We start from the raw sequence: 13,243 nt of genomic DNA, 5'->3' as shown, positions 1-13,243 counted from the left end.
CCGGAGGGGGGAAAGGTGGCGCTGCGAAGCAGCGACGGATTGGGGGAACCACCTGGCAATCAAGCCTCGGCCTGATCGGTCACGCCAGCCACAGAGGATGTGTATAGCGTAACCGGGGAGAAGGAAGATCAATTCCGGTAGACCGGCTCTTCCTCGTCGAGGATTGCCTTCAACTCGGCAAGGTGACGCTCGGCCTGGCCGGGATAATCATCCATCTCGCGCGCGGTCTTCTCGGCGATCTCGTCCGAGAGCGTGCGCAGCGGACGGCCGGTCCACAGCGCCTTGATGTAGGTCTCGGCGGCGCGTTCGAAATAGAACATGCGGTTGAAGGTGTCGGCGACGGTGTCGCCGATGACCATGACGCCGTGATTGCCCATGACCATCACCTTGACCTTGGGGTCGGTGAGAAGCTGCGAGCAGCGCTCGCCCTCTTCCTCGAAGGCCAAGCCGCCATAATTGGCATCGACGACATGGCGGTTGAAGAACATGGCCGAGTTCTGGTCGACCGGCGGCAGCGTCGAATCGGCGAGCGAAGCAAGCACCGTGGCGTGGATTGAATGGACATGCATGGCGCAGCGCGCATGCGGGACGTTGCGGTGGATGGCGCCATGCAGGCCCCAGGCGGTCGGGTCGGGCGCGTTGGGGCCGGACAGCGTGTCCGGATCGTTGGCGTCGATCAGCAGCAGGTCGCTCGCCTTGATGCGCGAGAAATGCACCTGGTTGGGATTCATCAGGAACTTCGTGCCTTCGTCGTTGACGGACAGCGAGAAGTGGTTGGCCACCGCCTCATGCATGTTGAGCCGCGCCGTCCAGCGGAAGGCGGCGGCGAGATCGACCCGTTCCTCATAATAGGGCAGGTTGCTCAGCGGTTCCTTGTGCAGGCGGGCAAGGCTCATCGAAAATCCTCCGCTTGGGTTCGTTTTCCGAGAATGCCGCGCATGGCGGCTGCCAGCAACCGATAAACGCTGGCTCAGCGGATCAAGCCGCCGGGCGCGCCGACTGCAGGCCGCCCTGTTCGACGATGAAGTCGATCACTTCCTGCAAGCCCTTGCCGCGCGACAGATCCGTGAAGCCGAAGGGCCTTTTGCCGCGCATGCGGCCGGCATCGCTCTCCATGACGTCGAGGTTGACGTTCACATAGGGCGCCAGATCGCTCTTGTTGATGATCAGGAAATCCGAGCGGGTGATGGCCGGGCCGCCCTTGCGCGGGATCTCCTCGCCCTGGCAGACCGAGATGACGTAGAGGGTCAAGTCGGCAAGGTCAGGCGAGAAGGTGGCGGCGAGGTTGTCGCCGCCGGATTCGATGAAGATGATGTCGAGATCGGGGAATTTTTTGTTCAGCTCGGCAATGGCGCGCAGATTGATCGAGGCATCCTCTCGGATGGCGGTGTGCGGACAGCCGCCGGTCTCGACGCCGACGATGCGCTCTTCGGGCAATGCTTGTAGCCGCGCGAGCATCATAGCATCCTCCTTGGTGTAGATGTCGTTGGTGACGACGGCGATCGAAAAATCGTCGCGCAACGCCTTGCAGAGCTTTTCGGTGAGCGTCGTCTTGCCGGAGCCGACCGGGCCGCCGATGCCGATGCGAAGAGGACCGTTTTTCGATGTCATGCCGGAAACTCCGTGATGGCAAGGATTGCGAAGCCTGCCCCGATCAAGAGGCAAAGCGGCGAATAAAGGCTTTGGTCAAGCCGCGCGAAAGGCTGTTCGGGCGCAAGCCGGCGCCACCAGGGCGCGAAGCCGGCAATGCCGCGGCCGAGGAAGACGAGGCCGATCATCAACGCCGTAGCGGCCAACCCTGCCCGTGGAAAGGGCGTCGCAAAGACACCCGCGAGCGCCAGTGGCCAGAGCGTCGCGAGCGCGAGGCAAGCAGCGACAGCAAAACTCGCGAATGACGATGGCATCTCATCGACGCCGCGGAAGCCGACGACGGCGCGGGCGCAGGATGCCTGGTCCGTGCCCGGCCAGATCCCGCCTATGCCCCAATAGACATGCAGCGTTGTGACCAGGAGCAGGACGAAGGAGAGGATGACGGCAAGGATGGTCATCAGCGATCACTTCCCGGAGAGAGGATATCTCGACCGGTTCTTAGGTCCCAGCCGTCAAAATCGTAGCGGTCCGGCTGGATCCGTAATGTCCGGCGATCGGTAAAGTGGATCTGGACCTGTCGGTGAAATCCATTCAGCGAGGTTTTCACGACTGTCTTACCTATCAAGGACTGTACTTCCTTTGCGATCCGACCCGGATTGTCCGACGAACGAAGGCGATAACCGCAAGCTCCCTGAACCTCCCAGTCCGCCGAAAGCAGAAACAGGTCTCGTTCAGCCAGCTTTGCGTAACCGGGGCGGCGACGCCCCGATCGGCGCTTCGCGTAACGGAGTGGAAGCAATCTTCCAAATCCAATATTGATCGTCGATCCTGCGGAATGCCCCACCACAGTGACGGGCAATGATCGGAGGTCTCGAAAGGCGTTTACTATGCGTATCCTGTTTGCGCTAAAGGTCATGACCGGAACAGCCGCGAATATTGCGTTTCATGGTTCATCGCCATGATGTCCGACATGAAGGCGGCGCCACCCAGATTATCGAGCGTCGATGCGGCGGCGCGCGACGCAGTCGCCAGCGCCAGCGATTCGAAGCCGGCTAACAATGCGACGGCATCGACCTGGCCCACGACACCCAACCTGATTGCCGCTTGCAGGAGATTGGAGAAGAAACCCTGGAGGAAGGCGGAGAGCGCCTCCGAAAGGCCGATGCCGCTGCTGCCCGCAACGGCGCCGACTGCTACGCAATAGGGGCAATCGGCCGGCAGGCGCTCCAGCGCTCGAGACGACCAGGCCGACGCCGCCTGGAGGAAGGCTGTGCCCTGCAGCATGGTTTCCGTGTGCCGCTCCTGCGACCCGGCAAGCGCTTCGGCCAGCGCGGCAACCTCGCTGAGATCGCCGCCGTCACGTCCGCGGCGCCAGCTTTCGGCGAAGAGCACAGCGTCGTTCCAGCCCGAGCCGATCTCGACCAGCGTCTCCAGCCAGCCGGCGAGATCGTCACGATCCGCGATCAGCCCGTCATGCACGGCGCGCTCGATCCCGTGGCTGTAGGAGAAGCCGCCGACCGGAAAGGACGGCGACAGCCAGGCCATCAGTCGCAGCAGCGCGACGCTGGAAAGCTCCTCAGTCATGATGGTGGTCGTGGTGATGGTCGTGCGCATGATCGTGGTGATCGTGATCATGGCCGTGGTGATCATGGCCGTGGTGGTCATGATCGTGATCATGCGAATGGCCGTGGTCATGGCCGGAATAGGCGCCACGCACCGGGCTGAACGGCTGCGAAACCTCATTCACCGTGGCGCCGAGGCCTTCCAGCATCGCCTTGATGACATGATCGCGCAGGATAAGGATGCGCTCCGCCTCGATCGCCGCCGCGAGGTGACGGTTGCCGATGTGCCAGGCAAGTTCGGTGAGATGAACCGCGTCGCGGGCGCGGATGTCGTAGACCTCCTCGGGCGCGGCGACGATTTCGAGCTGGCGGCCGTCTTCCAGCACCAGCCGGTCGCCATTACCGAGCGCCACCGGCTCGGGCAGGTCGACCAGCACCTTGTCGCCGCCGGCGGTTTCAACGGCGCGGCGGCGCAGGTGCCGCTCGTCATGCGGCAGCACTGCCTTGTCGTAGGGCGGCGCTGAGCCGGCCTCGCCGGCTGGAACGACCGAGACAGCGCGCGGAAACTTGGTGAAATCGGTGGTGATGTTGAGCTTCATTTCATGGCTCCGCCATTGGCTTGGGCACGGGCACGAGCGGGGCGCCCGAGGACACGATCGAAATAGGTGTTGACGCGCTGGGACTCGATCGGAAAACGGCCGGCACGAGCCCAGGCGCCAATATCGCCCAGCAGCACGTCGACGGCCGAGAAGCGGTCGCCCAGCGCAAAGGGCTTGTCGCCAAGCCGCCGTTCCAGCGCCTTTATTTCGGATGCGAAATCATAGGCTGCGGCCGGGCCGACATCGACCCGCACATCCTTGGGCAGCAGGAAGCGGTGGCGCAGCTTGTTCCACAGCGGCGCTTCCAGCTCGCTCTGGGCCAAATGCATCCAGGAATCCATCTCGGCACGGCCGGCAAGACCCGGATTGGCGCCCATGCCTTTGTCGGCATGCTTGTCCGCCAGATAGACGCAGATCGCCGCCGAGTCGGTCACCTGGAGGTCGCCGTCGATCAGGATCGGCACCTTGCCGGAGGGGTTGAGCGCGTAAGCCTCCGGCGAGCGCAGCTTCACCTCGACGAATTCGTAGGGCTGCCCGAGCTCCTCGAGCATCCAGAGCACCCGGCTGACCCGGGATCCGCGCGATCCGACGGCCTTGTACATGGTTAACCTTGCTTTTCCGAAACCTTAGACCATCGCCCGTATCAGCCCAATGGCGCTCAGACGATGGTGTCGAAGAGCCGCAGGATGAACGATACCTGGTAGACAAGCGCAGCCGCGACGAAAGCGATGTGGAAACGGCGGTCGCGTACCAGGATCGCCACCAGGCAAAGCGCGACGAAGACCGGCGTGCGGAACAGATATTCATTGCCGAAGCGGGCGAAATGCTCCGGGCCCTTGAGCAGCGTGTCGATCACGTCGAGCAGATAGGTAGCCGCCAGCAGCCCGAAGAACCAGGCGCGGCGCGAGTAAAAATAATCCTCGTAGCTGGTGTAGTCGAGCATCGAATCCGGAAACAGCAGCGCGCAAAGCAGGAACAGCGTGATGGCGTAGAAGATGATGAAAAGATATTTGCCGAAGGTCCAGTTCTCGATCGCGTAGAGGCCGAACTCCCACCACCAGAAATGCACCAGCATCAACAGCACCGAGGCGACCCAGGCGAGATGCACTGCGTAGAGCCGGTACTGGCCTGGATGCTGGACGATGCGGGCAGTTCCCGAAAGCAGCCGCGTGACGCCGAGGCCGATCACCATGCCCATGACGATGCGGATATGCGGGAAGATGTCGTGGGGAGAGGCGATTTCGGTGGGCATGCGTAATCACAATGCGGCTGCTGCTTTGCCGCATATTGCGGTCTGCGCGCGCGAGCCGCAACGATATTTGCCCATTCACCGATCAGCCGCCTGTCAAAACAGGAAATACCTCTGCGCCATCGGCAGCACGGTCGCGGGCTCGCAGGTCAACAGCTCGCCGTCGGCCCGCACTTCGTAGGTTTCGGGATCGACCTCGACATGTGGCGTGGCGTCGTTGAGCACCATCGAATGCTTGCCGATGCCGCCGCGCGTGTTCTCGACCGCGATCATCGCCTTGTCGACGCCCAGCCTGCCCTGCAGGCCGGCGTCGAAGGCGGCCTTCGAGACGAAGGTCACCGATGAATTGGTCAAGGCCTTGCCATAGGCGCCGAACATCGGCCGGTAGTGCATCGGCTGCGGCGTCGGGATCGAGGCGTTCGGATCGCCCATCGGGGCAGCGGCGATCGAGCCGCCGACCAGCACCATCTCCGGCTTGACCCCGAAGAAGGCCGGATTCCACAGCACGAGATCGGCGCGCTTGCCGACGGTGATCGAGCCGATCTCCTTCGACAGGCCATGCGCGATGGCCGGATTGATCGTGTATTTGGCGATGTAGCGGCGGACGCGGAAATTGTCGTTGTCGCCGGTCTCGTCCGGCAGCGCGCCGCGCTGGCGCTTCATCTTGTCGGCGGTCTGCCAGCAGCGGATCGCCACCTCGCCGACGCGGCCCATGGCCTGGCTGTCGGAAGAGATTATCGAGAAGGCGCCGATGTCGTGCAGTATGTCCTCGGCGGCGATCGTCTCCTTGCGGATGCGGCTTTCGGCAAAGGCGATGTCCTCCGGGATCGACGGCGACAGATGGTGGCACACCATCAGCATATCGAGATGCTCGGCGAGCGTGTTGACCGTGTATGGCCGGGTCGGGTTGGTCGAGGAAGGGATGACGTTGGGCAGGCCGCAGACCTTGATGATGTCGGGCGCGTGGCCGCCGCCGGCGCCCTCGGTGTGAAAGGCATGGATGGTGCGGCCCTTGATGGCCGCCACCGTGTTCTCGACGAAGCCCGACTCGTTCAGCGTGTCGGTGTGGATCATCACCTGCACGTCGTAATCGTCGGCGACCGACAGGCAGCAGTCGATGGCGGCCGGGGTCGTGCCCCAGTCCTCATGCAGCTTCAGCGAGCAGGCGCCGGCCAGCACCATCTCTTCAAGCGCCGCCGGCTTTGACGCATTGCCCTTGCCCGACAGGCCGATATTCATCGGAAAGGCATCGAAGGACTGGATCATGCGCGCCATGTGCCAGGGTCCCGGCGTGCAGGTGGTGGCCAACGTGCCATGCGCGGGGCCCGTGCCGCCGCCCAGCATTGTCGTGACACCGCTCATCAGCGCTTCCTCGATCTGCTGCGGGCAGATGAAATGGATGTGCGCGTCGAATCCGCCGGCCGTGAGGATCTTGCCCTCGCCGGCGATGATCTCGGTGCCGGGGCCGATGATGATGGTGACGCCGGCCTGCGTGTCCGGATTGCCGGCCTTGCCGATCGCGGCGATGCGGCCATCCTTCAGGCCGATATCGGCCTTGACGATGCCGGTGAGCGCATCGACGACCAGCGCATTGGTGATGACGGTATCGACGGCGCCGCCGGCCCGCGTCACCTGGCTTTGGCCCATGCCGTCGCGGATGACCTTGCCGCCGCCGAATTTTACTTCCTCGCCGTATACGGTGAGATCCTTCTCCACCTCAATGAAGAGCTCGGTGTCGGCAAGCCGCACCTTGTCGCCGACCGTCGGTCCATACATCTGCGCATAGGCGGCACGGCTTATCCTGGCCATCAGCGATTGCTCCCGAAATTCAGGTTGAATGAACGCGAGGTGCACATTGTCGCCACCCAATGGTCACGCAATGACCCGCTCGGCGACACCTTGCGCTCCCATTTGGCGGTTGAGGTGCCCCGGTCAGCCCAGAACGACCGTTTGCCAAACCGATGGAAGGAATATCCATGCTCAAAGCGATTCTTCTCGCCGCAACCGCCACCACGTTGATGGCGGGCACTGCCAATGCCCAGCAGCAGCCGACGCCGCAGCCCAGTCCCGCGCCGACCGCGCCCGCCGCGCCCGCCGCGCCGAAAGCCCAGCCCGCGGCGCCCGCTATCCAAAGCGTCAATGTCGTCGATATCACCGAACTGCCCAAGGACACGCAGACGCAGGTCAACCAGATCGTGGCGCAACGCGGCGATGCCGGCCTGCAGACATTGCGCAAGTCGATCGACGCCACGCCCAAGGTCAAATCCGCGCTCGAAGCCAAGGGCATGAGCTCCGCGCAAGTGATCGCTGCAAGCATGCAGCCCAATGGCGCGCTGACGCTGATCACCAAGAAAGCGAGCTGATTGCACGCCCAGGCGGGCCGCCTTGCGGTCCGCCTGCCATATTTTGAAGGGAATGCGGGCCGCGTTGCGGTCCGCCTGCCATATTTTGAAGGGAATGCGGGCCGCGTTGCGGTCCGCCTGCCGGCTTTTGAAGGGAACCAGCGGCCAGACAGGACCGTTTCGCTGTTTTCGCCCCGCCACGAGTTCAGTCAGGAGCGAGCGATGGCGACTGCCCCGCGTTTTGCAAAATGGAGTCCCGTGGCTGCCGCCACGCTTTTCATGGCGGCCGCCCACACGGCGTCCGCGGCGCAGCCGCTGGACAACGGCCGGCCCGCCGCGGCAATCGTCGATTCCGATGTCCGGCAGGAAGAGGCGCTCTCCACGACGGAGGCCGGAAAGGTCATCACGGCCATCGACCGCACCCGCGAGAATATCGGCGCGGTGCGCAAGATCACCAAGCTCGACACGGTCGACATCGTGTTCCTGACCGACGCGGCGCGCAGCGAGGGCGGGCCGCCGCCGGCGATAGAGAACAAGGTGAAGCAGCATCAGGAGGACGTCGCCGAACTGCGCCAGGAGATCGAGGCGAACGCCCTGCTCTTCAACGCGATCGATTCGCGGCGCGTGCAGGCCGAGGACGTGCTCGCCGTAGAGTTCGACAATCCGGGGAAGGTCGTCATCTATGCCGCCGCCAAGCCTCCGAAGTGATGTGAGCGCGCCGGCGGACGTCACAGCTTGCCCATCACCTTTTGCTGGAAGCCATAGACCTCGCGTTTGCCGCCCAGCGGCACCAGCGTGACGTCGCGCTCCTGTCCGGGCTCGAAGCGCGTCGCGGTGCCGGCGGCGATATCGAGCCGCATGCCGCGCGCGCTCTCGCGGTCGAATTTCAGGCCCTCATTGGTCTCGTAGAAATGATAGTGGCTGCCGACCTGGATCGGCCGGTCGCCGCTGTTGGCGACCTTGAGCGTGACGGTCGGCAGCCCCTTGTTGAGCTCGATCTCGCCCTTGGCCGCGATGATTTCGCCGGGGATCATCGCGCCCTCACAACACGCCGAAGGCGAGGCCGACGCCGGCCGCCGCGCAAGCCGCACCCGCAGCGCGCGCTAGGCTGCGGAAGCGCATGCCGAGGCTGAGGGCCGCCGCGATGCCCACGGCATGGAGAAGGGCCGTCGCGGCGGCGAAGCCCGCAATGTATTCCAGCCCGCCGGCGTTTTCGGGCACTTCCGTGCCGTGGGCGTGACCATGGAACAGCGCGAACAGACCGATGACCGCGATCCCGGTCGAGACCGGCAGGTCAATCGCCAGTGCCACCAGCAGGCCAAGCGTCACCACGGAAGCGAGGATGCCGGGCTCGACGAAAGGCATCGGCACATGCAGCATACCGAGCGCGCCGCCGGCCAGCATCACGCCGACAAAGGCCAGCGGCCAGGCCCAGATAGCCTTGCCGCCCTTCAGCGCCGCCCACAAGCCGACGGCGATCATGACCGTCATGTGGTCGAGACCGGACAGCGGGTGCGCGAAACCGGCGGCGAAGGACGAGGTCGTGGCGATGCCGACATGGGCATAGGCCGGCATGGCGGCTGCCAGGAAAAGGATCGCGGCAAGCGTGGCACGTTTCGTCGAAGCGGGGATCATCTTTCTGCCCTTCCAATTGAACCGGTCAAGCGGCCTTGCGCGCACCGCAGCCTTCGGCCTTGAGCACGCGCCTGGTCGACGGCGGATATTTCGTCAGCTTGGCCGCCGGCCGGATCGGCCGCGGCGCGAAATTGCCGCCGCAATTGGGGCAGACGCCACCCAGCACATTGTCCACGCAGTCGGCGCAGAAGGTGCACTCGAAGGTGCAGATCAGCGCATCGGTCGCTTCCGGCGGCAGATCCTTGTCGCAGCATTCGCAATTCGGCCTGAGCTCCAGCATCTGTCTTCCTCCTCACCGGATCGGTTCATGCACGGTCACCAGCTTGGTGCCGTCGGGAAATGTCGCCTCGACCTGGACGTCGTGGATCATCTCGGCGATGCCGTCCATGACCTGGGCGCGGGTGACGACATGCGCACCCGCCTCCATCAGTTCCGCGACCGGGCGGCCGTCGCGCGCGCCTTCGACGACGAAGTCGGTGATAAGGGCGATGGCTTCGGGATGGTTGAGCTTGACGCCGCGCTCCAGCCGCTTGCGCGCCACCATCGCCGCCATGGCGATCAGCAGCTTGTCTTTTTCACGCGGCGTCAGGTTCATGCAACTTCCCGGCAATCGAAATCAGAGTGACCACAATTTAGGCAGGCCCGCCCGCCCATTGAGCAGTTCGACGAGCGGAACCAGCCGCTTGCGGAGCTGGTAGCCGTCGCCGGCACAGAGCCTCGCAAGAAGCTTGCCAGATCGGCCGACGCGCCAGAAACTGGCGCCGCCCCAACCACCGATGGCGGGGTCGCCGATGATGGCGCGGGCCGGCTCCAGCAGACTTTCAGCCTGCGGCGACACCAGCAGCAATGTGGCAACGGCAAGCGCGCCGCCGGTCGCCGCCCGGCGCTGGAGCGTTGCGGCGATGTCCGGGCCGAGCCGGAAATCCTCCGCATGGACCAGCGCACCGCCCTGGCGAACCCGCCAGCGGTCACGGAAACTGCCTTGAACCATCCGCTCGCCCATCGCCAGCCGGCCGAACAGCGTGGCTTCGAGCATCAATGCCTCGGCATCGTCGCCAAGCTCGACATCCAGCGTGCGGAAGAAGGCGGCCCGGTCGAAAACGATGGTTTCCTGCGGCAGCCAGGCGATGCGGCCGCCCGGACCGACCCGCAGGTTGACGCTTGTCTCGGCCCTGTCGGCGGCGGCGCGATAGACCTTCTCGCAGGCCTGGGTGGTGACGGCGGCGGAGGCGTCCGCGCCGACCTCGACCGTCCAGCCGAGGCGATCGCCGCCGGTCAGCCCGCCGGCGGTGTTGATCAGCACCGCCTCGAGCGGATCGCCTTGCACCGCCGGCAGGCGGATCTTGGCCGATCCGTCCTGATAGAGCCGCCGCAGGCGCGTCCGGCCGCCGCTCTTGCTGCAGAAAAGCCTGCCCAGTCCGGCAACACGTTGCGGGGCAGGCAAGGGAGGGGCGGCCAAAGGCGAGGCAGGCTGGGATGTCAAAGTGTTGCCGATCATGTCCATGATCCCAGGTTAAGCACTCCGGCGGCTTTGTCGATATCGCTTGTTGCTTGACATCGTTTCGGTTTCTATAGAGGGAAGCCACCTTGGAGCGGTCGCGCGGTGCCTGGCGAGGTAAGGGCAACGGCGTTTGTTGGGTCCGGGGATCAAAAAAAGAGGCGCTGATCAGTTGGCGTCGGGCAACGACAGGGAAGGAACCGAATGGCTGACCAGCTGACGACCGAGATCATCGAAAAGATCAAGGCGCATGCCGATACCGGCGGCGAGGAAATCACCGCCAGCACCGATCTCGGCACGCTCGGCATCCATTCGCTGGAGCTGACCGAGATCATCTTCGATCTCGAGGAAAAGTACGGCATCGAGATCGAGATGAACACGGTCGATGCCTGGAGCAACCTCAAGAACGTCGGCGACATGGTCGAGGCGGTTCGCGAACTGATCGCGAAAAAAGCCTGACTGCATGCAAAAACGCGTCGTCATCACCGGTATTGGCGGGATTTGCGGGCTCGGCAACGATGCGGCGGCGATATGGGACGCCATGCGCGCCGGCCGCTCGGCCATCGGCCCTATCGACAATCCGTCGCTGCATGACCTCAAGGTCAAGACCGGCTGCGAAATCAAGCAATTGCCGGACCATGGCATCGACCGCAAGCAGGTCGTGTCGATGGACCGCTTCAGCCTGCTGGCCGTGATCGCGGCGCGGGAAGCCATGCAGCAATCGGGCTTGACCGCGCATGCCGACAACACTTACCGGATGGGCGCAATCGTCGGCATCGGCGTCGCGGGCTTCGAGACGATCGAGGAGAACTACCGCGCCATCCTGCTCGAAGGGCGCAACCGCGCCGCCATCTTCACCGTGCCGAAAGTGATGCCGGGCGCGGCCGCCGGCCAGGTCAGCATGAATCTCGGGTTGCGCGGCCCTGTTTTCGGCGCCACCTCGGCCTGCTCGTCGGCCAACCATGCGATTTCCTCGGCGGTCGACCAGATCAGGCTCGGTCGCGCCGACGTGATGGTCGCCGGCGGCACCGAAGCGCCGCTGGTGTGGGGCGTGCTTAAGGGCTGGGAGGCGCTCAGGGTGCTTTCGCCAGACACCTGCCGGCCGTTCTCGGCCGATCGCGCCGGGCTGGTGCTCGGCGAAGGCGCCGGCATGGCGGTGCTCGAAAGCTACGATCACGCGATGGCGCGCGGCGCCACGATTCTGGCCGAGATCGCCGGCGTCGGGCTTTCGGCCGATGCCTCCGACATCGTCGCGCCGACCATCGAGGGACCGGAAGCGGCAATGCGTTTTTGCATGGCGGATGCCGGGCTCAATCCGGAAGATGTCGACTACCTCAACGCGCACGGCACCGGCACCAAGGCCAACGACCAGATCGAGACCGCGGCGATCAAGCGCGTATTCGGCGGGCATGCCCGTTCGCTTTCGGTGTCCTCGACCAAGTCGATGCATGCGCATTGCCTCGGCGCTTCGGGCGGGCTGGAGATGATCGCCTGCGTGATGGCGATCCGCGACGGCATCGTGCCGCCGACCGCCAATTACCGCGAGCCGGACCCGGAATGCGATCTCGACGTGACGCCGAACACGGCGCGCGAGCGCAGGGTGCGCGCGGCGGTCAGCAACAGTTTCGCCTTCGGCGGAACCAATGCGGTGCTGGCCTTCAAGGCGGTCTGACCGCGGCCGACCGATTGACTGTGTGTCCATGCCAAGCCGCTTGCCGGTGTATTGATCCCGGCCGGCCGGCATCCTAATTCTCCCTGACCCGCCATGAGCGCCGCCCGCCGCCGATCCGCATCCGGAGTTTGCGATGACCGACCTGTCCGCCTTTCCGATCGCCAAGCGCTGGCCGGCCAAGCACCCCGAGCGCCTGCAGCTTTATTCCGCCACGACGCCCAATGGCGTGAAGGCGTCGATCGCGCTGGAGGAGATCGGCCTGCCTTATGAGCCGCATTATGTCGATATCGGCAAGAATGAGAGCTGGACGCCGGAATTCCTGTCGCTCAATCCGAACGGCAAGATACCGGCGATCATCGATCCGGACGGTCCGGGCGGCAAGCCGATCGGCTTGTTCGAGTCCGGCGCCATCCTGCTCTATCTGGCCGACAAGACCGGCAAGCTCATTCCCGCCGATCCGGCGCGCCGCTACGAGGCGATCCAATGGGTGTTCTTCCAGATGGCGGCGATCGGCCCGATCTTCGGGCAGGTCGGCTTCTTCCACAAATTCGCCGGGCGCGAAATTGCTGACAAGCGGCCGCTGGAGCGCTACCGCGACGAGTCGCGGCGGCTGATCGGCGTGCTCGAAACGCGCCTGAAGGGCCGCAAGTGGATCATGGACGACGACTACACCATCGCCGATGTCTCGATGCTGGGCTGGGTGCGCAACCTGATCGGGTTCTACGAGGCGCGCGACCTGGTCGGTTTCGACGATTTCCCGACCGTTGCCGAATGGCTGGAGCGCGGCCTGGCACGGCCTGCGGTGAAGAGGGGCCTGACCATCCCGGCGAAGGGCTGAAGTAGCTTCGGGAAACGTGCAGCGGTGGGCGCAACAAAAAAAGCCCTGCGGGCGCGCTTGACCGAGGTTGATCGCGCGGCCCATGCCGGGCTGGTTCGACGCTCGGAAAAGGCGCTTTGGCTGAAGATGGCGGTGGCTAAGCGGGCGCGGCTAGCGCCTGCGTTGGAGATTAGCCGAAACCCCCGTGTCGTCGTCATACTCGGGCTTGACCCGAGTATCCATGCCGTGGCCCTTGCCGTAGAGTGCAACGGTGCAGAA

General features: G+C 64.5%; 18 protein-coding genes. 5 read left to right on the top strand and 13 right to left on the bottom strand.

The features are described from left to right. Positions 1–128: 128 nt before the first annotated feature. The 8 genes from LB525_RS21110 to ureC all read right to left on the bottom strand — a co-directional run bounded on the left by LB525_RS21110 (position 129) and on the right by ureC (position 6,809). A complete protein-coding gene (locus LB525_RS21110; protein WP_140628305.1) occupies positions 129–896 on the bottom strand; it encodes a class II aldolase and adducin N-terminal domain-containing protein in 768 nt (255 codons plus the stop codon). An 82-nt stretch (positions 897–978) separates the two neighbouring features. After that, entirely contained in the window at positions 979–1,611 is a 633-nt protein-coding gene (gene ureG / locus LB525_RS21105) for an urease accessory protein UreG (protein WP_140628301.1), read from the bottom strand. After that, entirely contained in the window at positions 1,608–2,048 is a 441-nt protein-coding gene (locus tag LB525_RS21100; RefSeq protein WP_224546649.1) for a DUF3995 domain-containing protein, read from the bottom strand. The genes ureG and LB525_RS21100 overlap by 4 nt, the downstream gene beginning before the upstream one ends. A gap of 454 nt (positions 2,049–2,502) precedes the next feature. Continuing rightward, complete coding sequence (locus tag LB525_RS21095) at positions 2,503–3,204, bottom strand: urease accessory protein UreF (protein WP_411971039.1); 702 nt, start codon at positions 3,202–3,204, stop codon at positions 2,503–2,505. Then, positions 3,167–3,751 (bottom strand): urease accessory protein UreE, encoded by a 585-nt coding sequence (ureE, locus tag LB525_RS21090; RefSeq protein ID WP_224525744.1) that lies wholly within the window; start codon positions 3,749–3,751, stop codon positions 3,167–3,169. The genes LB525_RS21095 and ureE overlap by 38 nt, the downstream gene beginning before the upstream one ends. After that, entirely contained in the window at positions 3,748–4,353 is a 606-nt protein-coding gene (locus LB525_RS21085; RefSeq protein ID WP_224546647.1) for a glutathione S-transferase family protein, read from the bottom strand. The genes ureE and LB525_RS21085 overlap by 4 nt, the downstream gene beginning before the upstream one ends. 56 nt (positions 4,354–4,409) lie before the next feature. Then, positions 4,410–5,003, bottom strand: a complete 594-nt coding sequence (locus LB525_RS21080; RefSeq protein WP_224546645.1) for a hypothetical protein — start codon at positions 5,001–5,003, stop codon at positions 4,410–4,412. Positions 5,004–5,096: 93 nt separating this feature from the next. Next, on the bottom strand, positions 5,097–6,809 hold the full coding sequence (gene ureC / locus LB525_RS21075; protein WP_411971034.1) for an urease subunit alpha: 1,713 nt from the start codon (positions 6,807–6,809) through the stop codon (positions 5,097–5,099). Positions 6,810–6,976: 167 nt separating this feature from the next. Between ureC and LB525_RS21070 the strand changes: the two genes are divergently transcribed. Then, positions 6,977–7,363 carry a hypothetical protein gene (locus tag LB525_RS21070; protein WP_224546643.1) on the top strand — a complete coding sequence of 129 codons (387 nt, stop codon included), beginning with the start codon at positions 6,977–6,979 and terminating at the stop codon, positions 7,361–7,363. 201 nt (positions 7,364–7,564) lie between these two features. Next, entirely contained in the window at positions 7,565–8,050 is a 486-nt protein-coding gene (locus LB525_RS21065) for a hypothetical protein (protein ID WP_224546659.1), read from the top strand. A gap of 20 nt (positions 8,051–8,070) precedes the next feature. On the opposite strand, the gene LB525_RS21060 is transcribed toward LB525_RS21065, so the two are convergent. Genes LB525_RS21060 through LB525_RS21040 form a run of 5 tightly spaced genes read right to left on the bottom strand, consistent with a single transcriptional unit; the run spans position 8,071 to position 10,475 of the window. Continuing rightward, positions 8,071–8,376, bottom strand: a complete 306-nt coding sequence (locus tag LB525_RS21060; protein WP_224546641.1) for an urease subunit beta — start codon at positions 8,374–8,376, stop codon at positions 8,071–8,073. Between the two features lie 7 nt (positions 8,377–8,383). Then, the gene (locus tag LB525_RS21055) at positions 8,384–8,977 is read right to left on the bottom strand and encodes a HupE/UreJ family protein (RefSeq protein ID WP_224546631.1); all 594 of its coding nucleotides are present in this window, start codon (positions 8,975–8,977) and stop codon (positions 8,384–8,386) included. Between the two features lie 25 nt (positions 8,978–9,002). Continuing rightward, the gene (locus LB525_RS21050) at positions 9,003–9,257 is read right to left on the bottom strand and encodes a DUF1272 domain-containing protein (protein WP_224546629.1); all 255 of its coding nucleotides are present in this window, start codon (positions 9,255–9,257) and stop codon (positions 9,003–9,005) included. A gap of 12 nt (positions 9,258–9,269) precedes the next feature. Next, positions 9,270–9,572 (bottom strand): urease subunit gamma, encoded by a 303-nt coding sequence (locus LB525_RS21045; protein ID WP_041003069.1) that lies wholly within the window; start codon positions 9,570–9,572, stop codon positions 9,270–9,272. Positions 9,573–9,593: 21 nt separating this feature from the next. Continuing rightward, positions 9,594–10,475, bottom strand: a complete 882-nt coding sequence (locus LB525_RS21040) for an urease accessory protein UreD (RefSeq protein ID WP_224546627.1) — start codon at positions 10,473–10,475, stop codon at positions 9,594–9,596. 204 nt (positions 10,476–10,679) lie between these two features. On the opposite strand from LB525_RS21040, the gene LB525_RS21035 reads away from it, so the two are divergent. The 3 genes from LB525_RS21035 (at position 10,680) to LB525_RS21025 (ending at position 12,985) form a co-directional block, all read left to right on the top strand. Continuing rightward, positions 10,680–10,934, top strand: coding sequence for an acyl carrier protein (locus tag LB525_RS21035; protein ID WP_041003067.1), 255 nt, complete (start codon positions 10,680–10,682; stop codon positions 10,932–10,934). Between the two features lie 4 nt (positions 10,935–10,938). After that, entirely contained in the window at positions 10,939–12,147 is a 1,209-nt protein-coding gene (locus LB525_RS21030) for a beta-ketoacyl-[acyl-carrier-protein] synthase family protein (RefSeq protein ID WP_224546616.1), read from the top strand. Positions 12,148–12,280: 133 nt separating this feature from the next. Continuing rightward, positions 12,281–12,985, top strand: coding sequence for a glutathione S-transferase family protein (locus LB525_RS21025; protein ID WP_224525761.1), 705 nt, complete (start codon positions 12,281–12,283; stop codon positions 12,983–12,985). Positions 12,986–13,243: the final 258 nt, after the last annotated feature.

It is taken from the genome of Mesorhizobium sp. CA16 (genome assembly GCF_020165175.1).
Lineage (GTDB): Bacteria > Pseudomonadota > Alphaproteobacteria > Rhizobiales > Rhizobiaceae > Mesorhizobium.
This window is presented reverse-complemented; position numbering and strand designations above follow the sequence as displayed.

Bases quoted from the DNA above. Each gene is read 5' to 3' on its own strand.
- LB525_RS21110 (WP_140628305.1), bottom strand. From the start codon at position 896: ATGAGCCTTGCCCGCCTGCACAAGGAACCGCTGAGCAACCTGCCCTAT.
- ureG (WP_140628301.1), bottom strand. From the start codon at position 1,611: ATGACATCGAAAAACGGTCCTCTTCGCATCGGCATCGGCGGCCCGGTC.
- LB525_RS21100 (WP_224546649.1), bottom strand. From the start codon at position 2,048: ATGACCATCCTTGCCGTCATCCTCTCCTTCGTCCTGCTCCTGGTCACA.
- LB525_RS21095 (WP_411971039.1), bottom strand. From the start codon at position 3,204: ATGCGCACGACCATCACCACGACCACCATCATGACTGAGGAGCTTTCC.
- ureE (WP_224525744.1), bottom strand. From the start codon at position 3,751: ATGAAGCTCAACATCACCACCGATTTCACCAAGTTTCCGCGCGCTGTC.
- LB525_RS21085 (WP_224546647.1), bottom strand. From the start codon at position 4,353: ATGTACAAGGCCGTCGGATCGCGCGGATCCCGGGTCAGCCGGGTGCTC.
- LB525_RS21080 (WP_224546645.1), bottom strand. From the start codon at position 5,003: ATGCCCACCGAAATCGCCTCTCCCCACGACATCTTCCCGCATATCCGC.
- ureC (WP_411971034.1), bottom strand. From the start codon at position 6,809: ATGGCCAGGATAAGCCGTGCCGCCTATGCGCAGATGTATGGACCGACG.
- LB525_RS21070 (WP_224546643.1), top strand. From the start codon at position 6,977: ATGCTCAAAGCGATTCTTCTCGCCGCAACCGCCACCACGTTGATGGCG.
- LB525_RS21065 (WP_224546659.1), top strand. From the start codon at position 7,565: ATGGCGACTGCCCCGCGTTTTGCAAAATGGAGTCCCGTGGCTGCCGCC.
- LB525_RS21060 (WP_224546641.1), bottom strand. From the start codon at position 8,376: ATGATCCCCGGCGAAATCATCGCGGCCAAGGGCGAGATCGAGCTCAAC.
- LB525_RS21055 (WP_224546631.1), bottom strand. From the start codon at position 8,977: ATGATCCCCGCTTCGACGAAACGTGCCACGCTTGCCGCGATCCTTTTC.
- LB525_RS21050 (WP_224546629.1), bottom strand. From the start codon at position 9,257: ATGCTGGAGCTCAGGCCGAATTGCGAATGCTGCGACAAGGATCTGCCG.
- LB525_RS21045 (WP_041003069.1), bottom strand. From the start codon at position 9,572: ATGAACCTGACGCCGCGTGAAAAAGACAAGCTGCTGATCGCCATGGCG.
- LB525_RS21040 (WP_224546627.1), bottom strand. From the start codon at position 10,475: ATGATCGGCAACACTTTGACATCCCAGCCTGCCTCGCCTTTGGCCGCC.
- LB525_RS21035 (WP_041003067.1), top strand. From the start codon at position 10,680: ATGGCTGACCAGCTGACGACCGAGATCATCGAAAAGATCAAGGCGCAT.
- LB525_RS21030 (WP_224546616.1), top strand. From the start codon at position 10,939: ATGCAAAAACGCGTCGTCATCACCGGTATTGGCGGGATTTGCGGGCTC.
- LB525_RS21025 (WP_224525761.1), top strand. From the start codon at position 12,281: ATGACCGACCTGTCCGCCTTTCCGATCGCCAAGCGCTGGCCGGCCAAG.